18 protein-coding genes are annotated in these 22,511 nt (G+C 71.8%); 9 read left to right on the top strand and 9 right to left on the bottom strand.

Annotated features, from left to right (window positions below):
- Window positions 1-16: 16 nt before the first annotated feature.
- Complete coding sequence (locus tag OG509_RS09330) at window positions 17-205, bottom strand: DUF5703 family protein (RefSeq protein ID WP_030163089.1); 189 nt, start codon at window positions 203-205, stop codon at window positions 17-19.
- 47 nt (window positions 206-252) lie between these two features.
- Here OG509_RS09330 and OG509_RS09325 point away from each other — a divergent pair, with 47 nt between their 5' ends.
- Window positions 253-927: a hypothetical protein gene (locus tag OG509_RS09325; RefSeq protein ID WP_406181622.1), complete on the top strand. Its 675-nt coding sequence runs from the start codon at window positions 253-255 to the stop codon at window positions 925-927.
- A gap of 75 nt (window positions 928-1,002) precedes the next feature.
- Here OG509_RS09325 and OG509_RS09320 read toward each other — a convergent pair whose 3' ends face one another.
- Together OG509_RS09320 and OG509_RS09315 are read right to left on the bottom strand one after the other, a co-directional pair.
- A complete protein-coding gene (locus tag OG509_RS09320) occupies window positions 1,003-3,423 on the bottom strand; it encodes a helix-hairpin-helix domain-containing protein (protein WP_406181620.1) in 2,421 nt (806 codons plus the stop codon).
- Window positions 3,420-4,412, bottom strand: coding sequence for an aldo/keto reductase (locus tag OG509_RS09315; protein ID WP_406181618.1), 993 nt, complete (start codon window positions 4,410-4,412; stop codon window positions 3,420-3,422). Before OG509_RS09315 ends, OG509_RS09320 begins: the two co-directional genes overlap by 4 nt.
- A gap of 109 nt (window positions 4,413-4,521) precedes the next feature.
- On the opposite strand from OG509_RS09315, the gene OG509_RS09310 reads away from it, so the two are divergent.
- Window positions 4,522-5,571, top strand: coding sequence for an LLM class F420-dependent oxidoreductase (locus OG509_RS09310; RefSeq protein ID WP_385588487.1), 1,050 nt, complete (start codon window positions 4,522-4,524; stop codon window positions 5,569-5,571).
- 186 nt (window positions 5,572-5,757) lie between these two features.
- The gene (locus OG509_RS09305; RefSeq protein ID WP_406181616.1) at window positions 5,758-6,546 is read left to right on the top strand and encodes a ferritin-like domain-containing protein; all 789 of its coding nucleotides are present in this window, start codon (window positions 5,758-5,760) and stop codon (window positions 6,544-6,546) included.
- 25 nt (window positions 6,547-6,571) lie between these two features.
- On the opposite strand, the gene OG509_RS09300 is transcribed toward OG509_RS09305, so the two are convergent.
- A complete protein-coding gene (locus OG509_RS09300) occupies window positions 6,572-7,564 on the bottom strand; it encodes a magnesium and cobalt transport protein CorA (RefSeq protein WP_406181614.1) in 993 nt (330 codons plus the stop codon).
- A gap of 54 nt (window positions 7,565-7,618) precedes the next feature.
- On the opposite strand from OG509_RS09300, the gene OG509_RS09295 reads away from it, so the two are divergent.
- The 4 genes from OG509_RS09295 to mshC all read left to right on the top strand — a co-directional run bounded on the left by OG509_RS09295 (window position 7,619) and on the right by mshC (window position 11,214).
- Window positions 7,619-8,356 (top strand): histidine phosphatase family protein, encoded by a 738-nt coding sequence (locus OG509_RS09295; protein ID WP_406181612.1) that lies wholly within the window; start codon window positions 7,619-7,621, stop codon window positions 8,354-8,356.
- A 62-nt stretch (window positions 8,357-8,418) separates the two neighbouring features.
- Window positions 8,419-9,009, top strand: coding sequence for a DUF3090 domain-containing protein (locus OG509_RS09290; RefSeq protein ID WP_385588476.1), 591 nt, complete (start codon window positions 8,419-8,421; stop codon window positions 9,007-9,009).
- Entirely contained in the window at window positions 8,973-9,863 is an 891-nt protein-coding gene (locus OG509_RS09285) for an SCO1664 family protein (RefSeq protein ID WP_406187511.1), read from the top strand. Before OG509_RS09290 ends, OG509_RS09285 begins: the two co-directional genes overlap by 37 nt.
- A gap of 121 nt (window positions 9,864-9,984) precedes the next feature.
- Window positions 9,985-11,214: a cysteine--1-D-myo-inosityl 2-amino-2-deoxy-alpha-D-glucopyranoside ligase gene (mshC, locus tag OG509_RS09280; protein WP_406181610.1), complete on the top strand. Its 1,230-nt coding sequence runs from the start codon at window positions 9,985-9,987 to the stop codon at window positions 11,212-11,214.
- Between the two features lie 74 nt (window positions 11,215-11,288).
- Here the strand turns inward: mshC and OG509_RS09275 are convergent, their stop codons facing one another.
- The 5 genes from OG509_RS09275 to OG509_RS09255 form a co-directional block, all read right to left on the bottom strand.
- The gene (locus OG509_RS09275; RefSeq protein ID WP_406181608.1) at window positions 11,289-12,278 is read right to left on the bottom strand and encodes a PAC2 family protein; all 990 of its coding nucleotides are present in this window, start codon (window positions 12,276-12,278) and stop codon (window positions 11,289-11,291) included.
- Window positions 12,279-12,405: 127 nt separating this feature from the next.
- Window positions 12,406-14,013 (bottom strand): FAD-dependent oxidoreductase, encoded by a 1,608-nt coding sequence (locus OG509_RS09270; RefSeq protein WP_406181606.1) that lies wholly within the window; start codon window positions 14,011-14,013, stop codon window positions 12,406-12,408.
- A 37-nt stretch (window positions 14,014-14,050) separates the two neighbouring features.
- On the bottom strand, window positions 14,051-15,577 hold the full coding sequence (gene glpK, locus OG509_RS09265) for a glycerol kinase GlpK (protein WP_406181604.1): 1,527 nt from the start codon (window positions 15,575-15,577) through the stop codon (window positions 14,051-14,053).
- Window positions 15,578-15,651: 74 nt separating this feature from the next.
- Window positions 15,652-16,434: an MIP/aquaporin family protein gene (locus OG509_RS09260; protein WP_406181602.1), complete on the bottom strand. Its 783-nt coding sequence runs from the start codon at window positions 16,432-16,434 to the stop codon at window positions 15,652-15,654.
- Window positions 16,435-16,750: 316 nt separating this feature from the next.
- The gene (locus OG509_RS09255) at window positions 16,751-17,518 is read right to left on the bottom strand and encodes an IclR family transcriptional regulator (protein WP_030157167.1); all 768 of its coding nucleotides are present in this window, start codon (window positions 17,516-17,518) and stop codon (window positions 16,751-16,753) included.
- Between the two features lie 252 nt (window positions 17,519-17,770).
- On the opposite strand from OG509_RS09255, the gene metH reads away from it, so the two are divergent.
- A complete protein-coding gene (metH, locus tag OG509_RS09250; protein ID WP_406181600.1) occupies window positions 17,771-21,283 on the top strand; it encodes a methionine synthase in 3,513 nt (1,170 codons plus the stop codon).
- 114 nt (window positions 21,284-21,397) lie between these two features.
- Window positions 21,398-22,099 (top strand): HAD family hydrolase, encoded by a 702-nt coding sequence (locus OG509_RS09245; protein WP_406181598.1) that lies wholly within the window; start codon window positions 21,398-21,400, stop codon window positions 22,097-22,099.
- The last annotated feature ends 412 nt before the right edge of the window (window positions 22,100-22,511 follow it).

The raw sequence follows: 22,511 nt of genomic DNA, 5'->3' as shown, positions 1-22,511 counted from the left end.
CGTCACCCGTCCCGTGTCACCACGTGGCGCGGACCTGACGGATGATCCTCCGGCGCAGCCGTACCCGACGACTGCCGTCCCGGAGCAGCGTGAGGCGGTCGAGTTCCCAGTTCCCGTACTCGGCATGATCGGTGAGCAGGCGGGTCGCCTCCTTGCGGGGCACACCGCGGGGCACGTACACGTCGACAAATTCGTATTCCGGCATCGCATCTATTGTGCGGGCAGAGCCCTGCTACGGATAGCGTCTGCACTATGTCTGATGCCGCTCTGCCCAGTGTTGCCGAGGTACGCGCCGCCGCCGAGGCGGTCAAGGCCGCCCTCGACCGTCACCTCGCCGCGGTCGAGAGCAGGATCGGGGACGAGGACCCGGCCGTCTACGCCGCCTTCAACGAACTCGCCGCCGCCGCCGAGGAGTACGACGAGCTCCTCTACGACCGGTACGACGAGGTCACCCCGTTCGAGATCCCCACGCCCGAGGACGGCGTCCCGTACACCGGCCCCGCCGAGCCCGCCGCCTTCAGCGTGCTCATCCGCCGTGACTACGCCGTCGTCGAACCGCCGCGGCTGATCGCCCAGGCCGAGCGCGTCGCCGCGCACGACCGGGAGGCCGAGCTCGCCTTCGACGGCGGCACGGCGGGTGCGCTGGGCGTGCTCTTCGGGGAGTACGAGCCCGACGAGATCGCCTCCCGTTACAAGGAGTTCGGCCTGGAGGAGGGGGACTCCACTCTCTGGATCGCGGCCTCGGAGGAGGTGGCGGAACCGGGGGAGTGGCTGGGCTCGCCCTTCGGGCACACCGATCCGCAGGACGTACTGCACCGCTTCGACGTCAGCTCCGTCTTCGACGAGGAGGCCGACGACTTCGAGGAGGACGAGGAAGAAGAGGTCGCGGGCGGCCAGGCGGCGCGGCCCGGTCTGACCCCGGCCTGATCCGGTCCGCGCACACGACACCGCGGCCCCCGTCCCGAAGGGCGGGGGCCGCGGTGCGTGCGGGTCACCGAGGCGTCACTCCGGCTGGTCCTGCGCCGCCGCCACGAGGGCCCGCAGCAGGCCGGTCAGCCGGGTCGTACGCGGCTTCGGCAGTACCTCGGCGACCGCGCGCGGCAGCCCCTGGTCTACGCCGTGCACCACGGACAGGTGGCGCTCCGCCCGCCCGAACGCCGTGTAGACCCAGTCCCGGGACAGGGCCTGCGCCGCGTCTCCAGGCAGGACGACGACCACGGCCGGCCAGCGCGCGCCGACGGCCTGGTGCGCCGTCACCGCCCAGCCGTGCCGCACCTGCGACTCCACCTGCTCCTTCGGTACGACGATCCGCCCACCGGCGGCGTCCAGGTGCAGCCCCTGCGCGTCGGCCGACACGACCCGGGCCGGTACGGCCCGCCCGGGCGAGGGCACGTGCACGACGCGGTCGCCGGGGTCGAAGCCGCCGAACCGGCCGGGGCCGGGGTTCAGCCGCTCCTTGAGGGCCGCGTTCAGCGCCCTCGTGCCCGCAGGGCCGCCGTGGCCCGGGGTGATGACCTGGACCGCGTCCGCCGGGATCCCGAAGGCGCGCGGTACGGACTCGGCCACCAGCTGCACGGCACGGTGGACGGCCTCCCCGGCGTCGCGCACCGGGACGATGACGACCTCCTTGCCGGGGGCGTCGACCTGGTTCAGCTCGCCGACGCCGATGCCCGAGACGAGTTCGCCGATCGGGCCCGGGTCGGGGGTGCGGGAGACCAGCTGTGGGCAGGCCCGGGCCGCCAGGACATCGCCGAACACCCGGCCGGGCCCGGCGGATCCGAGTACCCCGGGGTCCCCGGAGAGCACCAGGCGGGCCCCGTCGGGGACGGACTCGACGAGCGCGGCGGCGGTCTCCACGTCCAGCTGCGGGGCGTCGAGGACCACGAGCAGGTCCACGGCGAACTGCCCGTCGGCGTCCCGGCCGGGCCCGGCGGCGCCGGAGAGCAGGTCCCGGGCGGTGACGGCGCCGTGCGCCGGGGTGTGCGCGGCCAGGCATACGCGCAGGCCCTGGTCGCGGGCCACCGCCAGCAGGGCCAGCGGTTCGGCGCGGGCCGCCTCGCCGCCGGTGTGGGTGACCAGGCCGTGGCCGGAGACGGCGCGGATCAGCTCGGCGCCGGGGCCGGTGGCGGCCTTCTCCCAGTCCGCCGGGTCGTCGAAGGTGTTGGCCAGCCGGGCCAGGCCGTCGGCCAGGCTCTCCTCGGCCAGCGCGTAGCCCTCCAGGCCGACGAGCACGCGGACGGGCTGCTCCTCGCCTTCGGCCACGGGCGGGCCCAGCGGCTCCTGGAACACCAGGACCGTGCCCTCGCCGATGGCCTGTTCCAGGGACTCGGCTGGGTCCGGGACGCCGTACTGGGACAGGGCGGCTTCGAGGGTGGGGGCTTCCAGGGCCGTGTGCCCCTTGAGCGCGGCCTGGTCCAGCAGCCAGCCCACGAGGGCGGCGGCGCGCCGCTCGTCGCCGGGACCGGCGTCGGGGCCGAGCAGGGCCCGGGCGAAGCCGTCGGCCTGGGTGGGGCGGACGCCGGCGACGGCGAGGAGCCGCCAGGGGTCGTGGGCGAGCTGCTCGGCGGCGTCCTCGCCGAGGGCGGTGGCGGCCGGGACTGCCAGCGCCTCGGGGGCTGCGCCGCGGGCGAGCACGGCGCGCACGCCGTCGATGCCGGCGGCGGTCGGGGCCGGGGCGGCGGGCCGGACGGGGCGGGGGGTTGCGGGAGCCTCCGGGGCCCTGCGGGGGGCGGTGGGGGCCTCGTCGAAGTACACAGGGGAGGGCTTGTCCCCGCTCTCCACGGCCCGTACGGCGGCCAGCAGATCGGCGGCCTTCCCGCTGAGCTTGGCTCCGGCGTCGACGGGCCCCTGCCGCTCCGCCTTGCGGCGGGCGATCCGCTCCCGCTCCACCTTCTGCGCGGCCAGTTCGGCGGCGGCCTCGCTGAGCGCGGGCTGCGCGGGCTCCTCGGAGCCGGTCGAGGCCGTCGGCTCCGCAGCCTCCTGCGCGCCGGGTGCGTCGTCCGCGGCCTCCGCCGCCGGCTCCTGCGCCGTGTCGTCCTCGGCCTCCGGCCCGCCGGGTGCGGCCGCATCGGGGTCCGTGGGCCGGTCGGTGGTGCTCGTCCCTGCGGGGCTTTCCCCCACCCCGCCCCTTCCCGAAACCGGGGGCTCCGCCCCCGGCCCCCCGCTCCCGGCTCCGCCGGAGCGAGCCTGCCCGCCTCCGGCGGCCCCCGGCTCCACCGGCTCCGCGGCCTCCGTCCCCTCGGCTTCGCCGGAGCGGGCCCCGCCTTCGGCGGCCTGCGGCTGCTGCTCCGCCGGTTCCGCGGCGGCGGCTCCCTGCTCCGCCGGTTCCGCGGCGGTGGGCGGCTGCGGCTGCGCCGGGTCCGTGTCGGGGGTGGGCGGGGGGGCCGCGGAAGCGGCTTGCGCGGCTTGGCGGTCCGTGCTCACAGCGTGCTCCAGTCGTGGTCGGGGTAGCGGTGCACGGGCGCCGACACATCGTCCAGCGCCCGGCAGATCTCCTCCGGAAGAGTAAGGGGCTCCACCGACAACGCCTCGCTGAGCTGCGCGGACGTCCGCGCGCCCACGATCGGCGCGACCACCCCCGGCCGGTCCCGGATCCAGGCCAGGGCCACCTGGAGCGGGGTCACGGCCAGCCCCTGGGCCGCCGTCGCCACCGCGTCCACGATGCCGCCCGCCGTATCGTCCAGGTACGGCTCCACGAAGCCCTCCATCGTCGGCGACGCACCCCGCGAATCCGCCGGGATGCCGTCCCGGTACTTCCCCGTCAGCACCCCCCGCCCCAGGGGAGAGGAGGGGAGCAGCCCGACGCCCAGGTCCAGCGCCGCCGGCAGGACCTCGCGCTCCACGCCCCGCTGGAGCAGCGAGTACTCCATCTGCGCCGACGCCAGCCGCGTCCGCACCCCCGGCGTGGCCAGCTGCCACGTCGCGGCCTTCGCGAGCTGCCAGCCGGAGAAGCCCGCCACCCCCGCGTACCGGGCCCGGCCGCTGCTCACCGCCAGGTCCAGGGCCTGGAGGGTCTCCTCCAGCGGGGTCGCCGGGTCGAACGCGTGGACCTGCCACAGGTCGACGTGGTCCGTTCCGAGTCGGGCCAGCGAATCGTCCAGCGCGGCGAGGAGGTGGCCGCGCGAGCCGTCGACCCGGCGGTCTGCGGCCCGGACCGAGCCCGACTTCGTCGCGATCACCAGGTCCCGGCGCGGGACGAGCCCGTCGATCAACTGCCCCAGCAGGTACTCCGCCTCACCGCCCCCGTACACGTCGGCGGTGTCGACGAGCGTCCCGCCCGCCTCCCAGAACGTCTTCAACTGCTCGGCAGCGCCCGACTCGTCCGGGCCCTCCGCGGAACGGCCCCAGGTCAGGGTGCCGAGGCCGATCCGGGACACGCGCAGTCCGGTGCGGCCGAGATGCCTCTGCTCCATGACCGCTGAGACTACTGGGGCACTGACGCACGGAGCCCTGGCGCGCTACAGTCCCCCGCAGACGTACGTTACTGATCGGTAAACCGGCAACACCGTAAGGGGACGACACATGCGGCTCGGCATCAATCTCGGCTACTGGGGCGCTGGCATGGACGCCGACAACCTCGCCGTGGCCCAGGAGGCGGACCGCCTCGGCTATGACGTCTGCTGGGCCGCGGAGGCCTACGGCTCCGACGCCCCGACCGTGCTCGCCTGGGTCGCCGCCCAGACCGAGCGCATCGACGTCGGCTCCGCGATCCTCCAGATCCCGGCCCGCCAGCCCGCGATGACCGCCATGACGGCCGCCACCCTCGACTCGCTCACCAAGGGCCGCTTCCGGCTCGGCCTCGGCGTCTCCGGGCCCCAGGTCTCCGAGGGCTGGTACGGCGTCAAGTTCGACAAGCCGCTCGCCCGCACCCGCGAGTACGTGGAGATCGTCCGCAAGGCGATGAGCCGCGAGCGCCTCAGCTACGAGGGCGAGCACTGGACCCTCCCGCTGCCCGGCGGCCCCGGCAAGCCGATCAAGCTCACCGTGCATCCGGAGCGCGAGCACATCCCGCTCTACATCGCCGCCATCGGGCCCAAGAACCTGGAGCAGACCGGCGAGATCGCCGACGGCGCCCTGCTCATCTTCCCGGCCGCCGAGCACCTGGAGGCCACCGCGCTCACCCACATCCGGGCGGGCCGCGAGAAGGCCGGACTGACCATGGAGGGCTTCGACGTCTGCCCGACGGTCCCGCTGGCCGTCGGCGAGGACGTGACCGCCCTCGCCGACATGTTCCGTCCGTACACCGCCCTGTACGTCGGCGGCATGGGCAGCCGGAAGCAGAACTTCTACAACCAGCTCGCCCAGCGCATGGGCTACGAGAAGGAAGCCGCCGAGATCCAGGACAAGTACCTGGCGGGCGACAAGACGGCCGCGGCCGCGGCCGTCCCGCACTCGCTGATCGACTCGACCACCCTGCTCGGCTCCGTCGAGCGGATCGCGGACGGGATGCGCGCCTACGCCGAGGCCGGGGTCACCACCCTCACGCTCGCCCCGGCCGGTTTCACCCTGGACGAGCGGATCACCGCCCTGCGGGCCGGCACGGAAGCCATGGAGCGCGCCGGCCTGGCGTAAGCCCGGGAAAGGCCTCTGCGGCCGTGGTGGGGGCTCGGGGGTCTTCCCCGCCACGGCCGACACAGGCACAACGCGGGCGGCACCCTCCGGGTTACGCCCGCGCCCCCACCACGGCACGTCGTTCATTCGGCCGAGCGGCGCCACCCCTCGGTTGCCGGGCCCCCGGATCGGCCGTTGACTCGATGCATGCTCTCTGCCCGCAGCTTGTTCCAGGAGATCGTCGACAACGACGACTCGTTCCAGCTGTTCTGCTCGATCGCCGCCAGCGGGGAGTCCCAGGGCGGCTGGGAGAACGGCCGGATCGCGGCGCTCGTGCCCGACGGCATGCGCGAGCTCGCGCCGAAGATCACCCGGCACGGCGCCGACGAGGACAAGCACGGCCGGATCTTCAACGCCCTGCTGCGCAAGCGCGGCCTGCCGCCCGTCCCGGTGCCGCCCGAGACCGACTACACCATGCTGCTGGAGCGGCGCGGCATCGGCCTCGCGCACGAGAAGCTGCGCCGCCAGGAGCCGCTGACCGAACAGGACATCGTCGTCTACCTCGCCCACAGCCGGGTCACCGAGCAGCGCGCCGCCGACCAGATGGTCATGCTCGTCCGGCAGTTCGGGGACCACCCCGAGGTCGGCAAGGCCATCCGCATGATCAGCCACGACGAGGACAACCACCTCGCCTACTGCAACGAGGAGCTGCTCCGCCTCGTCCGCGAGGGGCACGGCCGGGCCATCCAGCGGGTGCTGCGCGAGAGCGCCCTCGCCGAGATCTCCATCTACCGGGACGTGAGCCTCGCCGTCATGGACCACATGGGCCGACTGCTGCGCTGGCCCGCGCCCAAGGCCGCTGCGCTGGTCGCCGGGATCCGCGGGATGTACGCGTACGAGCGCTTCGCCGGCTGGCACCGGATGATCAGCCTGCGCCCGCCGGAGCGGCGGGACGCGCTGGGCGGCGTACCGGTGACCGCCCCCGAGTACGCGTAGGAGGCGCTCCGCCGGACACCGCCGCCTACAGCCAGCCGCGGGTCTTGAACAGGCGGTGCAGGCCCAGGCAGGCGCCCACCATCACCAGGAGCACCGCCGGATAGCCCCAGGGCTGGCGCAGCTCCCACATGTGGTCGAAGTTCATGCCGTAGATCCCCGCCACCATCGTCGGGACGGCCGCCATCGCGGCCCAGGCCGAGATCTTGCGCATGTCGTCGTTCTGCCGGACGCCCATCTGCGCCAGGTGCGCGGCCAGAGCGTCCGACAGCAGCCGGTCCAGGCCCTCGATGTACTCGCTCGCCTTGGTCAGGTGGTCGGCGACGTCGCGGAAGAACGGCTGCGCGTGCTCGTGCACGAACGGCACGTTCCCGAAGGCCAGCCGGTCCATCGGCTGGAGCAGCGGGCTCGTCGCCCTGCGGAACTCCAGCACCTGCCGCTTGAAGCCGTAGATCCGGGCGGCGGTGTTCTTGGTGTCCGTTGCCTGCGGGGCGAAGACGTCGGCCTCCACCTCCTCCAGGTCGGCCTGGAGCTCGGCCGCGACCTCGATGTAGTGGTCGACCACAGCGTCGGACACCGCGTACAGCACCGCCGTCGGACCGTGCCGCAGGACCTCCGGCTCGTGCTCCAGCCGGTTGCGCACGGCGCTCAGCGCGGCCCCCTCGCCGTGCCGGACCGTGACCACGAAGGAGTCGCCGATGAAGAGCATCAGCTCGCCCGTGGTCACCGTGTCGGTGTCGTCGTCGTACATGACCGGCTTGAGGACGACGAACAGCGAGTCGTCGTACACCTCCAGCTTGGGGCGCTGGTGCGCGGTCAGAGCGTCCTCCACCGCCAGCTTGTGCAGTCGGAACTCCCGGCTGACGTGCTCGAACTCCTCCTCCGTCGGCTCGTACATGCCGACCCAGAGGAAGGCGTCACCACTGGCCCGCGCCTCGTCGAGGGCGTCCGAGAGGTCCTCGGGCGCAGGAGAGCGGCGGCCGTCCCGGTACATGGCGCAATCGACTATCACGGACGGCATTCTCCCCTGCCCGCACCCCGCCCGCACACGAGCACCACCGCTTAGGCTTGCGGCATGGCCACGCTGATCCTCGTACGACACGGGCGGTCCACCGCCAACACCGCAGGGCTGCTCGCCGGATGGACGCCGGGGGTGGCCCTTGACGAGCGCGGCGCCGAGCAGGCGGCGGCGCTGCCCGCGCGGCTCGCCGCGGTGCCGCTCGCCGCCGCGGTCACCAGCCCGCTCCAGCGCTGCCGGGAGACCCTGGCGCCGCTGCTCGCCGCGCGCCCGGAGCTGGCGCTGCACACCGACGACCGGATCGGCGAATGCCACTACGGGGACTGGTCGAACCGCAAACTCTCGGAGCTCTCCGACGAACCCCTGATGAAGATCGTCCAGCAGCACCCCTCGGCCGCCGCCTTCCCCGGCGGGGAGTCGATGCGCGCCATGCAGGCGCGCGCCGTGGACGCCGTACGGGAGTGGAACGCGCGGATCGAGGAGGAGCACGGGAGCGACGCCGTCTTCCTGATGTGCTCGCACGGGGACATCATCAAGTCCCTCGTCGCGGACGCCCTGGGCATGCACCTGGACCTCTTCCAGCGCATCCACGTGGACCCCTGCTCGGTCACGGCCGTCCGCTACACGCCGACGCGCCCGTTCCTGCTCCGGCTCGGCGACACCGGGGACTTCGGCTCGCTCGCCCCGCGCCCGGCGCGCGCGCCGGACCCCGCGGCCGCGGACACCGCCACGTTCGAGAGCGCGGCGGAGACCGGAGGGAACGCGGTCGTCGGAGGCGGCGCGGGCGCGGCCTGATCGAACGGCGCAGTAGGGTGGACGGGCCGAAACAACCCGCCACCGAGACTTGGAGACTGGACGTGCCCCGTCAGGTGTACCTCTACGACCCGCCGGACCGCTTCGTGGCGGGCACGGTCGGCCTCCCGGGACGCCGTACGTTCTTCCTGCAGGCCTCATCGGGCCCCCGCGTCACCAGTGTCTCCCTGGAGAAGACCCAGGTCGCGGCGCTGGCCGAGCGGATGGACGAGCTGCTGGACGAGGTCGTACGGCGCACCGGCGGCAATGCGCCGGTCCCGGCCGTCGCCCCCGCCGAGGCCGCGGACACCGCGCCGCTGGACGTCCCGGTCGACGAGGAGTTCCGCGTCGGCACCATGGCCCTGGCCTGGGACGGCGAGGAACAGCGGATGATCGTCGAGGCGCAGGCGCTGGTGGAGCTCGAAGCCGACTCGGAGGAGGACCTCGCCGAGGCGGAGGAGCGGCTGCTCCAGGACGAGGAGAACGGCCCGCCGATGCTGCGGGTCCGCCTCACCGGCGCCCAGGCCCGGGCCTTCGCCAAGCGGGCCCTGGACGTGGTCAACGCGGGCCGGCCGCCGTGCCCGCTGTGCAGCCTGCCGCTGGACCCGGAGGGGCACGTCTGCCCGCGCCAGAACGGGTACCGGCGCCAGGCGTGAGCGCCACGGGGGAACTTGAGGAGCTGCTCGCCCGGGGCGAGCTCACGGTCGTCGGCCGGATCCGCGAGGCGTCCAACGCCGTGCTGCTGTGCACGGTGGCGTACGGGGGCCGCAGCGCCGACTGCGTGTACAAGCCGGTCAAGGGCGAGCGCCCGCTGTGGGACTTCCCGGACGGGAACCTGGCGCAGCGCGAGGTCGCCGCCTACCTGGTCTCCGAGGCCACGGGATGGGGCCTGGTGCCGCCGACCGTGCTGCGCGACGGGCCGTACGGCGAGGGCATGGTCCAGCTGTGGATCGGGCCCGGGGACGACGGGGACGACAGGGACGACGGTTCGGGCGGCGACGAGTCCGGCGGCGACGGGTCCGACGGCAGCGGCCTGCTGGCCCTCGTCGAGGGCGAGGAGGCGGGGGAGGGCTGGAAGCCGGTCGCCCTCGCCGACGTCGGGGAGGGCCGCACCGCGCTGCTCGTGCACGCCGACGACCCGCGGCTGCGCCGGCTTGCCGTGCTCGACGCCGTGATCAACAACGGCGACCGCAAGGGCGGCCACCTGCTGCCCGCGCCCGACGGGCGGCTCTACGGCATCGACCACGGGGTGAGCTTCCACCGCGAGGACAAGCTGCGGACCCTGCTGTGGGGCTGGGCCGGCGAACCGCTGACCGACGAAGCGCGCGAGGTGCTCACCGCCCTCGCCGCCCGGCTGGCCGACGGGGAGCCGCTCGCCACCCGGCTGGCCGAACTGATCACCCCGGTCGAGCTGGCCGCCGTACGGGCCCGCGTGGCCGATCTGCTGCGCACCGGAGTGCACCCGCAGCCGTCCGGGCAGTGGCCGGCCATCCCCTGGCCGCCGGTCTGAGCAGGGCGGGCCGGGCGGAGCCCGAGTAGGCACAGAACCAGCCGGATCGCAAGACCGCCGATCAAGCCAACAGTGCAGGTCCGGTTCGTTTTCGGAACACGCGTCCGGTTAGGCTCGACGCATGCATGCCTGGCCCGCTTCTGAGGTCCCCGCCCTTCCTGGCAAGGGCCGCGACCTCCAGATCCACGACACCGCGACCCAGGGGACGATCACCCTCGCCCCCGGTCCCGTCGCCCGTATCTACGTCTGCGGCATCACTCCGTACGACGCGACCCACATCGGTCACGCGGCGACCTACAACGCGTTCGACCTCGTACAGCGCGTGTGGCTCGACACCAAGCGGCAGGTCCACTACGTCCAGAACGTGACGGACGTCGACGATCCGCTCCTTGAGCGGGCGCTGCGCGACGGCCAGGACTGGACCGAGCTCGCGGAGCGCGAGACGGCCCTCTTCCGCGAGGACATGACCGCCCTGCGGATGCTGCCGCCGCAGCACTACATCGGCGCCGTCGAGGCCATACCGGGCATCGTGCCGCTGGTGGAGCGGCTGCGCGACGCCGGCGCCGCCTACGAGCTCGACGGCGACATCTACTTCTCGGTGGAGTCCGACGCGAACTTCGGCAGCGTCTCCCACCTCGACGCCGAGGCGATGCGGCTGCTGTCCGCGGAGCGCGGCGGCGACCCGGAGCGCCCGGGGAAGAAGAACCCGCTGGACCCGATGCTGTGGATGGCGGCCCGCCCGGGCGAGCCGAGCTGGGACGGCGGCTCGCTGGGCCGCGGCCGGCCCGGCTGGCACATCGAGTGCGTCGCCATCGCCCTGGACCACCTGGGCATGGGCTTCGACATCCAGGGCGGCGGCTCCGACCTGGTGTTCCCGCACCACGAGATGGGCGCCTCGCACGCGCAGGTGCTGACGGGCGAGTTCCCGATGGCCAAGGCGTACGTGCACGCGGGGATGGTCGCGCTGCACGGCGAGAAGATGTCGAAGTCGAAGGGCAACCTGGTCTTCGTCTCCGCGCTGCGGCGCGCCGGGGTGGACCCGGCGGCGATCCGCCTCGCGCTGCTCTCGCACCACTACCGGGCCGACTGGGAGTGGACGGACGAGGTCCTGGAGCAGGCGGTGGCCCGTCTGGAGCGCTGGCGCGCGGCGGTGTCCCGCCCGGACGGCCTGCCGGCGGACGCCCTCGTCGAGGAGGTCCGCGAGGCCCTGGCGAACGACCTGGACGCCCCCGCCGCGCTGGCGGCGGTGGACCGCTGGGTGGACGCCCAGAACGCCTCCGACGGGGACGACGAGTCCGCGCCGGGCCTGGTCTCGCGCACGGTCGACGCCCTCCTGGGCGTGGCCCTCTAGCCGGCCGCGGCCGGAGCTGCCGATGCCCCCCGTCCTTCCGGACAGGGGGCATCGGCGCGTTCCGGGCCGGCCGGCTACGCCTCGGGAGGCGTGTCGTCCTCGTCCGGGGACGGCGGCTCCTCGCCCGGGCCCGAGGGGTCCGGCTTGCGCTTCGGCGGGCGGGTCAGGCCGCTCGACGTGTCGCGCAGGTACGAGCCGTCGCCCGGCTCGGCCGAGGGGGCCGCCGGGTCCCGGCGGCGCAGGTACCGCTCGAACTCCCGGGCGATGGCGTCGCCCGAGGCCTCCGGCAGGTCCGCGGTGTCCCGGGCCTCCTCCAGTGTCTGGACGTACTCCGCCACCTCGCTGTCCTCCGCGGCCAGTTGGTCCACGCCGAGCTGCCACGCCCGCGCGTCCTCCGGGAGTTCACCCAGCGGGATCCGGATGTCGATCAGATCCTCCAGCCGGTTCAGCAGGGCCAGCGTCGCCTTCGGGTTCGGCGGCTGGGAGACGTAGTGCGGGACCGCCGCCCACAGCGAGACCGCCGGGACGCCCGCGTGGGTGCAGGCCTCCTGGAGGATGCCCACGATCCCCGTCGGACCCTCGTACTTGGTCTCCTCCAGGTCCATCGTCCGTGCCAGGTCCGCGTCCGAGGTGACCCCGCTGACCGGCACCGGCCGGGTGTGCGGGGTGTCCCCGAGCAGCGCGCCCAGGATCACGACCATCTCCACGCCCAGTTCGTGCGCGAAGCCCAGGATCTCGTTGCAGAACGACCGCCACCGCATGGACGGTTCGATGCCCCGCACGAGCACGAGGTCGCGCGGCTTCGTCCCGCCGATCCGCACCACCGACAGCCTCGTCGTCGGCCACGTGATCTTCCGTACCCCGTTGTCCAGCCACACCGTCGGCCGGTTGACCTGGAAGTCGTAGTAGTCCTCGGCGTCCAGCGCCGCGAAGACCTCGCCCTTCCACTCCCGGTCCAGGTGCGCGACCGCACCGGAGGCCGCGTCACCCGCGTCGTTCCAGCCCTCGAACGCGGCCACCATGACCGGGTCGATCAGCTCGGGCACGCCCTCAAGCTCGATCACCCAGGTCTCCTTCCGAAGTTCCCTTGCGTACGTGGGCCAGCCTAAGCCTTGAGGGGACACCGGCCACAGCCCACGACAGAGGGGCGGTTCCCCTCGGAACCGCCCCTCTTCCCCACCTGCGTACGAGCTATGCCTTGCGGCTCAGCATCTCCTCGACCCGCGCGCGCACGGAGTCGTCGTCCAGGCCGCGGACCGTCACCGTGGTGCGGCGGCGCAGCACGTCGTCGACCGTCTCGGCCCACTCGTTGTCGCGGGCGTAGGCGACCTGCGCCCAGATCTCCGGGCCGTCCGGGTGGATCCGCTCGGCCAGCGCCGGGTCCTCGTTCGCGAGGCGCGCGATGTCGAAGGCCAGCGAGCCGTAGTGCGAGGCCAGGTGGCGGGCGGTGAGCGGGTCCATCCGCGTGCCGGGCTCGCGGTCCACGAGCAGGCGGTGCGCGACGGCGTTCGGGTTGGCGACACCGGGCAGCGGCACCCGGCGTACGAGCGACTTCACCGGCTCCATGTCGTCCGTGAGCGGGCTGCCGGGCAGCTTGGCCAGCTTGTCCATGACCACGCGGCCGATGTGCCGGTACGTGGTCCACTTGCCGCCGGCCACCGACAGCATGCCGCCGGCGCCCTCGGAGACGACCGTCTCGCGCTTGGCCTTCTCGACGCCGCCGGGGCCGCCGGGCAGCACCCGCAGGCCGGCGAAGGCGTACGTCATCAGCGAGCGGTCCAGGTCGGCGTCCTTCACCGAGAAGGCCGCCTCGTCCAGGATCTGCTGGATGTCGGCCTCGGTGGCGCGCACGTCCGCCGGGTCGCCCTCGTACACCTCGTCGGTGGTGCCGAGCAGCAGCTGGTCCTCCCACGGGAGGGCGAAGGTGATGCGGTACTTGTCGATCGGGGTGGCCATGGCGGCCTTCCACGGCGACTTGCGCTTCATGACGATGTGCGCGCCCTTGGAGAGGCGGATCGACGGCATCGAGTGCTTGTCTTCCATGCGCCGCAGGTGGTCCACCCACGGGCCGGTGGCGTTGAGCACGACGCGCGCGTCGACGCCGAACTCGGTGCCGTCGAGGCGGTCCTTGAGCTCGGCACCGGTGACCCGGCCGCGCGTCGTGCGCAGGCCGGTGACCTCGGCGTGGTTGAGGACGACGGCGCCCGACTCGACGGCCGCGCGGACCGTCATGACGGCGACGCGGGAGTCGTTCATCTGGTGGTCGTAGTAGACCGCGACGGCCTTGAGGTTGTCCGTCTTCAGACCCGGGTTGTCGGCGGCGGCACGGGCCGGGGATATGACCTTGCCCATGCCGTCGCCGAAGGCCGAGAGGGCGGAGTAGGCGAAGACGCCCGCGCCCAGCTTGGCCGCACCGACCGGTCCGCCCTTGTAGACCGGCAGGTAGAAGGTGAGCGGGTTGACCAGGTGCGGGGCCACGTCCTTGGCCAGCACCCGGCGCTCGTGGTGGTTCTCGGCGACCAGCTTGACCGCGCCGGTCTGCAGGTAGCGCAGACCGCCGTGGACGAGCTTGGAGGAGGCGGAGGAGGTGGCGCCGGCGAAGTCGCCGGCGTCCACCATGGCGACCCGCAGACCCGACTGCGCGGCGTGCCAGGCCACCGAGGTGCCCAGGATTCCACCGCCGATGACCAGCAGGTCGTACGTGGCCTTGGCCAGCTGCTCACGGGTCTCGGCGCGGCTCGCGTTCGAACCGGCGGTCGGGTGCGACCCCAGGGTGGGGACGCTCTGCAGGGTGCTCATATCTCTTAGCTCCTCGTCGATTGACTCAGCTGGTGCGTCAGCTGGCGTCTTCGTCGTCGATCCAGCCCATGGACCGCTCGACGGCCTTGAGCCAGTTCTTGTACTCGCGGTCCCGCTGTTCGGCGGGCATCCGCGGGGTCCACTCCGCCGCGCGGCGCCAGTTGGCGCGCAGGGCGTCGGTGTCGGGCCAGAAGCCGACGGCCAGGCCGGCGGCGTAGGCGGCGCCGAGGCAGGTGGTCTCCGCGACCATCGGACGGACCACGGGGGCGTCCACGAAGTCGGAGAGGGTCTGCATCAGCAGGTTGTTGGAGGTCATGCCGCCGTCGACCTTGAGGGCCGCGAGCTCGACGCCCGAGTCCTTGGTCATGGCGTCGGTGATCTCGCGGGTCTGCCAGGCGGTGGCCTCCAGGACGGCACGGGCGATGTGCGCCTTGGTGACGTACCGAGTGAGGCCGGCGATCACACCGCGGGCGTCGGAGCGCCAGTACGGGGCGAACAGGCCGGAGAAGGCCGGTACGAAGTAGGCGCCGCCGTTGTCCTCGACCGAGAGCGCGAGGGTCTCGATCTCGGCCGCGGTCTTGATCATGCCCATCTGGTCGCGCATCCACTGGACGAGCGAGCCGGTGACGGCGATGGAGCCCTCCAGGGCGTAGACCGGCTTCTGGTCGCCGATCTTGTAGCCGACCGTGGTCAGCAGGCCGCTGTAGGAGTTGATGACCTTGTCGCCGGTGTTCATCAGCATGAACGTGCCGGTGCCGTACGTGGACTTGGCCTCGCCCTCGGCGAAACAGGTCTGGCCGAAGAGGGCGGCCTGCTGGTCACCGAGCGCAGAGGCGACCGGGACACCGGCGAGGACGCCGTCCTTGACGTGGCCGTAGATCTCGGCGGAGGACTTGATCTCGGGGAGGATGTCGGTCGGGACCTCCATCGACTCCGCGATCTTCTGGTCCCACTCCAGGGTGTGCAGGTTCATCAGCATGGTGCGCGAGGCGTTGGTGACGTCGGTGACGTGCACACCGCCCTCGGCGCCACCGGTGAGGTTCCAGATGACCCAGGAGTCCATGGTGCCGAAGAGGATGTCCCCGGCCTCGGCGCGCTCGCGCAGGCCCTCGACGTTGTCGAGCAGCCAGCGGGCCTTCGGGCCGGCGAAGTAGCTCGCCAGCGGCAGGCCGGTCTCGCGGCGGAAGCGGTCCTGGCCGACGTTGCGGCCGAGCTCCTTGCACAGGGCGTCGGTGCGGGTGTCCTGCCAGACCAGCGCGTTGTGCACCGGCTGGCCGGTGTTCTTGTCCCACAGGACGGTGGTCTCGCGCTGGTTGGTGATGCCGACGGCCTTGACGTCGGCGGCGGTGATCTCGGCCTTGGCGATGGCGCCGGCGACGACCTCCTGGACGTTGGTCCAGATCTCGGTGGCGTCGTGCTCGACCCAGCCCGGCTTCGGGAAGATCTGCTCGTGCTCCTTCTGGTCGACGGCGACGATGCGGCCGTCGCGGTCGAAGACGATGCAGCGGGAGGAGGTGGTGCCCTGGTCGATCGCGGCGATGAAGGGGCCGGTGCTGCTGGTCATGTGGCTGCTCCTGGCAGGTCTAGGTAGGCGGAATCAGGTGGCGGTGCGGATCTTGCGATACGTGCCGGTGCTGATCAGGCGAACGCGAGGTTGTACAGACCACCGGCGAGGGCGGCACCGACGAGCGGGCCGACCACCGGGATCCAGGAGTATCCCCAGTCGGAGCCGCCCTTGTTGGGAAGCGGCAGCAGGGAGTGGACGATGCGCGGGCCGAGGTCGCGGACCGGGTTGATGGCGTAGCCGGTCGGACCGCCGAGGGAGAGGCCGATGCCGACGACCACGAAGGAGGTGATCAGGACGCCGATGACGCCGAGGCCCTTGCCGTTGTCCTGCAGGCCTTCGGTCAGGATCGCGATGACCAGGACGAACGTACCGATGATCTCGGTCGTCATGTTCTGGACGACGTTGCGGATCTCGGGGCCGGTGGAGAAGACACCGAGCACCGGGCCGGCCTGGTCGTGCGGGTGCGGGTCCTCGGGGCCGAGCGTGGCGTCACGGATGTGCTCCGGGTCCGAGAGGTGCACCCGGAACTGTCCGTAGTACGTGATCCACATGAGGACCGCGCCGAGCATGGCGCCGAGGAGCTGGCCGGCGAAGTAGACCGGTGTGTCGCTCCAGTCGCCGTTCTTGATCGCAAGGCCGACGGTGACCGCCGGGTTGAGGTGCGCGCCGGAGAGCGGTGCGGAGACGTAGGCGGCGATGAGAACGGCGAAACCCCAGCCGAACGTGATCGCGAGCCAGCCTGCGTTCCGGGCCTTGGAACTCTTGAGCGTCACGGCGGCGCAGACGCCACCACCGAGCAGTGTGAGCAGGGCGGTACCGATGGTCTCGCCGATGAAGATGTCGGAGCTGGACACCCGCGACTCCTTTGTCTTACGTCCAGGGGTGTGCGGAACCGGGTCCCGTCCGGTGGTCCGCGCACTCGGTGAGTGGTTCACCGGTCCATGGCCTTGCCACACCCTAACGCGTATTGCCGTTAGGTGTTCGACAATGCCGACCGATGAACGGCAGTTTTCATCCCTGGTGAAGAACGCGTCAAGGGTTGGCCAGGCCAAAGTGTCGGATCGTTACCACTAGGTACGATCAGCCAAACCCAGCCACCAGGTGGCCGAGATATGACGAAAAGAGGGCAGAAAGCAGCCAGTGAGTGGCCGAAAACGTGCTGGAAGGGGCCTAGAACCGGCCCGCGCCGAGATCGCGTGAAACAGCGCGTGCACAGTCCCGTACGGACGCCACGAGGCTCGCACGGGGCTCCCCGGACTCCCCGCACACCCGCTCCACGGCCCCCGCGACCGCCACCGCGCCCACCGGCATCCGGCGCCGGTCGTGGATCGGCGCCGCCACCGAGGCGATGCCGTCCCAGGTCTCCTCGACGTCCGCGGCCCAGCCGCGCGCCCGGGTCAGGTCGAGGATCTCCTCGAAGCCCGCGCCGTCGATGACCGTCCGGGGCGTGAACGCCTCGCGCTCCGCCTCCAACGCCTCCGTATGGGCGACCGGGTCGTACGCGGAGAGCACCTTGCCCAGGGCCGTGGAGTGCAGCGGCTGCATGGCGCCCACCTCCAGCACCTGGCGGCTGTCGTCCGGGCGGAACACGTGGTGCATGATCAGCACCCCGCTCTTGTGGAGTACGCCCACGTACACGCTCTCGCCGCTCGCCCGGGCCAGATCATCCGTCCAGACCAGCGCGCGGGCGCGCAGCTCGTGCACGTCCAGATAGCTGTTGCCCAGGCGCAGCAGCTCCGCGCCCAGCTGGTAGCGGCCCGAGGCGGGGTCCTGCTCCACGAAGCCCTCGGCCTGCAGCGTGCGCAGGATCCCGTGGGCCGTCCCCTTGGCCAGGCCCAGGGAGCTGGCCACGTCCGAGAGGCCCAGCCGGCGCTCGCCGCCCGCCAGGAGTCGCAGCATCGCAGCGGCTCGTTCGAGCGACTGGATGTTCCGTGCCATCGCGCAGCCTCCTGCTGACGTAGTTCGACAATGCTGAACAGTATCGGTCCATGTCGACCTTGTGCATGGTTGGGCAACTGTTCAGGCCTCCGTCGACCAGGACATCCCTGGCAGACCCCCGCGCACAGAATGCAGTCCGCCACGTGGGACAGCCTCACCGGGGCCGGTGCCGCGCGGTTACGCTGACCGCGTGCACCCTTGACACAGCGAGGGTGCAAAGCCGACAGCCGTCGCATCCCAGGGAGCACGCCCATGGCCTCGTTGCCGAACCCGCCCGCTGACACCCAGACCCGGGCCGATGCCCTCCGAGAGGCGCTCGCGACCCGCGTGGTCGTCGCCGACGGAGCCATGGGAACGATGCTCCAGGCGCAGGACCCCTCCATGGAGGACTTCCAGCAGCTCGAAGGCTGCAACGAGGTGCTGAACGTCACCCGCCCCGACATCGTGCGCTCCGTCCACGACGCGTACTTCGCGGTGGGCGTGGACTGCGTCGAGACCAACACCTTCGGTGCGAACTTCGCGGCGCTCGCCGAGTACGACATCCCCGAACGCAATTTCGAGCTGTCGGAGTCCGGCGCCCGCATCGCCCGCGAGGTCGCCGACGAGTACACCGCCAGGACCGGGCAGCAGCGCTGGGTCCTCGGCTCCATGGGCCCCGGCACCAAGCTGCCCACCCTCGGCCACATCGACTACGCGACGATCCGCGACGCCTACCAGGTCAACGCCGAGGGCCTGATCTCCGGCGGGGCCGACGCCCTGCTCGTCGAGACCACCCAGGACCTCCTGCAGACCAAGTCCTCCATCATCGGCGCCCGCCGCGCAATGGAGGCCCTCGGCGTCTCCGTCCCGCTGATCTGCTCCGTCACCGTCGAGACCACCGGCACCATGCTGCTCGGCTCCGAGATCGGCGCCGCGCTCACCGCGCTGGAGCCGCTCGGTATCGACATGATCGGCCTGAACTGCGCCACCGGCCCCGCCGAGATGAGCGAGCACCTGCGCTACCTGGCCCGCAACGCGCGCATCCCGCTCTCCTGCATGCCCAACGCCGGCCTGCCCGTCCTCGGCAAGAACGGCGCGCACTACCCGCTGTCCGCCCCCGAGCTCGCCGACGCCCAGGAGACCTTCGTCCGCGAGTACGGGCTCTCCCTCGTCGGCGGCTGCTGCGGTACGACGCCGGAGCACCTGCGCCAGGTCGTCGAGCGGGTCCGCGAGCTCAGCCCGGCCGTCCGCGAGCCCCGCCCGGAGCCCGGCGCGTCCTCGCTCTACCAGACCGTCCCGTTCCGCCAGGACACCGCGTACATGGCGATCGGCGAGCGGACGAACGCGAACGGCTCGAAGAAGTTCCGCGAGGCCATGCTCGACGCCCGCTGGGACGACTGCGTCGAGATGGCCCGCGACCAGATCCGCGAGGGCGCGCACATGCTCGACCTCTGCGTGGACTACGTGGGCCGCGACGGCGTCGCCGACATGAAGGAGCTCGCCGGCCGCTTCGCCACGGCCTCGACGCTGCCGATCGTCCTGGACTCAACCGAGGTTCCCGTTCTCCAGGCGGGCCTGGAGAAGCTGGGCGGCCGCGCCGTCATCAACTCGGTGAACTACGAGGACGGCGACGGCCCCGACTCCCGCTTCGTCAAGGTCACCCGGCTGGCCCGCGAGCACGGCGCCGCGCTGATCGCGCTGACCATCGACGAGGAGGGCCAGGCCCGCACCGTCGAGCACAAGGTCGCCATCGCCGAACGCCTGATCGACGACCTGACCGCCAACTGGGGCATCAACGAGTCGGACATCCTCATCGACACGCTGACCTTCACCATCTGCACCGGCCAGGAGGAGTCCCGCAAGGACGGCATCGCGACGATCGAGTCGATCCGCGAGCTCAAGCGCCGCCACCCGGACGTCCAGACCACGCTCGGTCTGTCCAACATCTCCTTCGGCCTGAACCCGGCCGCCCGCGTGCTGCTGAACTCGGTCTTCCTCGACGAGTGCGTCAAGGCCGGCCTGGACTCGGCGATCGTCCACGCCAGCAAGATCCTGCCCATCGCGCGCTTCGACGAGGAGCAGGTAGGCACCGCCCTCGACCTGATCTACGACCGCCGCGCCGAGGACTACGACCCGCTCCAGAAGCTGATGGCCCTCTTCGAGGGCGTCAACACCAAGTCTCTCAAGGCCGGCCGCGCCGAGGAGCTCATGGCGCTCCCGCTCGACGAGCGGCTCCAGCGCCGCATCATCGACGGCGAGAAGAACGGCCTGGAGGCCGACCTCGACGAGGCCCTGCGGGACCGCGCCGCCCTCGACATCGTCAACGACACCCTCCTGGAGGGCATGAAGGTCGTCGGCGAGCTCTTCGGCTCCGGCCAGATGCAGCTGCCGTTCGTCCTCCAGTCCGCCGAGGTCATGAAGACCGCGGTCGCCCATCTGGAGCCGCACATGGAGAAGACCGATGACGAGGGCAAGGGCACCATCGTGCTCGCCACCGTCCGCGGCGACGTCCACGACATCGGCAAGAACCTCGTCGACATCATCCTCACCAACAACGGCTACAACGTCGTGAACATCGGCATCAAGCAGCCGGTCTCCGCGATCCTCGAAGCCGCGCAGGAGCACAAGGCCGACGTCATCGGCATGTCCGGCCTGCTCGTGAAGTCGACCGTGATCATGAAGGAGAACCTGGAGGAGCTCAACCAGCGCAAGCTGGCGGCCGACTACCCGGTGATCCTCGGCGGCGCCGCCCTCACCCGCGCCTACGTCGAACAGGACCTCCACGAGATCTACGAGGGCGAGGTCCGCTACGCCCGCGACGCCTTCGAGGGCCTGCGCCTGATGGACGCCCTGATCGCCGTCAAGCGCGGCGTCCCCGGCGCCTCCCTGCCCGAGCTCAAGCAGCGCCGCGTCGCGAAGCGGGACACCGCGGTCCTCCAGGTGGACGAGCCGGAGGAGAAGGGCGGCCGCTCCGACGTGGCCGTCGACAATCCCGTCCCCACCCCGCCGTTCTGGGGCACCCGCGTGGTCAAGGGCATCCCGCTGAAGGACTACGCCTCCTGGCTGGACGAGGGCGCGCTGTTCAAGGGCCAGTGGGGCCTCAAGCAGGCCCGCGCCGGCGGGGCCACGTACGAGGAGCTCGTCGAGACCGAGGGGCGGCCGCGGCTGCGCGGCCTCCTCGACAAGCTGCACACCGAGAACCTGCTCGAGGCCGCGGTGGTCTACGGGTACTTCCCGTGCGTGTCCAAGGGCGAGGACCTGATCATCCTCGACGACGACGGCAACGAGCGCACCCGCTTCACCTTCCCGCGCCAGCGCCGCGGCCGGCGCCTGTGCCTCGCCGACTTCTTCCGCCCGGAGGAGTCCGGCGAGACCGACGTGGTCGGCCTCCAGGTGGTCACGGTCGGCTCGAAGATCGGCGAGGCCACGGCCAAGCTGTTCGAGTCCGACTCGTACCGCGAGTACCTGGAGCTGCACGGCCTGTCGGTCCAGCTGGCCGAGGCCATGGCCGAGTACTGGCACGCCCGAGTCCGCGCCGAGCTCGGATTCGGCGGCGAGGACCCGGCCGCGGTCCAGGACATGTTCGACCTGAAGTACCGCGGCGCCCGCTTCTCGCTGGGCTACGGGGCCTGCCCCGACCTGGAGGACCGCGCCAAGATCGCCGACCTCCTCCGGCCGGAGCGGATCGGCGTCCACCTCTCCGAGGAGTTCCAGCTCCACCCGGAGCAGTCCACCGACGCGATCGTCATCCACCACCCCGAAGCGAAGTATTTCAACGCACGCTGACGCGGACCGACGTACACTTGTCGGTCCCATACAGGCCGGTCGCCTGTCCCCGGGGGAATGCCCATGGGGAAGAGGCGGCCGGCCTTCTCGTCCCCTGAGAGAGGTGTGTGCCGGATGACCAGCACCGTCCCCGCGCCCGTCGCCCGTACGGCCGACGGGCATGCCCTGCAGGCGGTGCTGCTGGACATGGACGGCACCCTCGTCGACACCGAGGGTTTCTGGTGGGAGATCGAGGTGGACGTCTTCGGCGAGCTCGGCCACCGGCTCGACGAGTCCTGGCGCGATGTCGTCGTCGGCGGGCCGATGACCCGCAGCGCCGCCTTCCTCATCGAGTCCACCGGCGCCGCCATCACCCTTTCGGAGCTGAGCGTCCTGCTCAACGAGCGCTTCGAGGCGCGGATCGCCGATCAGGTCCCGCTGATGCCCGGCGCCGAGCGGCTGCTGGCCGAGCTGGCCCGGCACAACGTGCCCACCGCCCTCGTCTCCGCCTCGCACCGCCGCGTCATCGACCGGGTGCTGCGCACCCTGGGCCCCGAGCGGTTCGCGCTGAGCGTGGCCGGCGACGAGGTGTCCCGTACGAAGCCGCACCCCGACCCGTACCTGCTCGCCGCCCGCACCCTCGGCGCCCACCCCTCGCGCTGCGCGGTCATCGAGGACACCGCGACGGGCGTCGCCTCCGCCGAGGCCGCCGGCTGCCGGGTCGTTGCCGTGCCCTCCGTCGGTGTGATCGCACCCGCGCCCGGCCGCACGATCGTCCGCTCGCTGGAGGACGTGGACCTTCCGTTCCTGCGCTCCCTCATCACCCCGATGAACTGATCGCATACGCTCAGTGCCGAACGGAATAGCGGTGTGACCGAGGTCCCACGGAAGGATCTTCCGTTCCATGGCCTGGAGGCTGAAATTCCATCCTTTCCGTGGCAGTTGTAGCGCGTGACCTTTGTCACCCGCCAAGCCCCCGACGGACCTGTCCGGGGGCTTGGAAACCTGCCCTTGTGTCCGGATTGATCAGCTCCTGACCGAATCTGCGGTGACCAGCACATAGACAGGCAGTCCGCACCCATCACCGTGCGATTACGCCCCAAGTCCTGCCAGTTCAAGCCATCCCCTCCCAGACCACTAATGTCGACGCGGGCACTACGCCGCACCGCTGCTGTCCCGGACACACACCCATGTGCCGGAACCGCGTGGACCGATCGTCACAACACCGGCCCGATCGTTCCGCCCTGAA

The sequence above is a fragment of the Streptomyces sp. NBC_01006 genome, assembly GCF_045162725.1.
Taxonomy (GTDB): domain Bacteria; phylum Actinomycetota; class Actinomycetes; order Streptomycetales; family Streptomycetaceae; genus Streptomyces.
The sequence above is the reverse complement of the archived record's forward strand: the minus strand, read 5'-3'. Positions and strand labels throughout refer to the sequence as shown.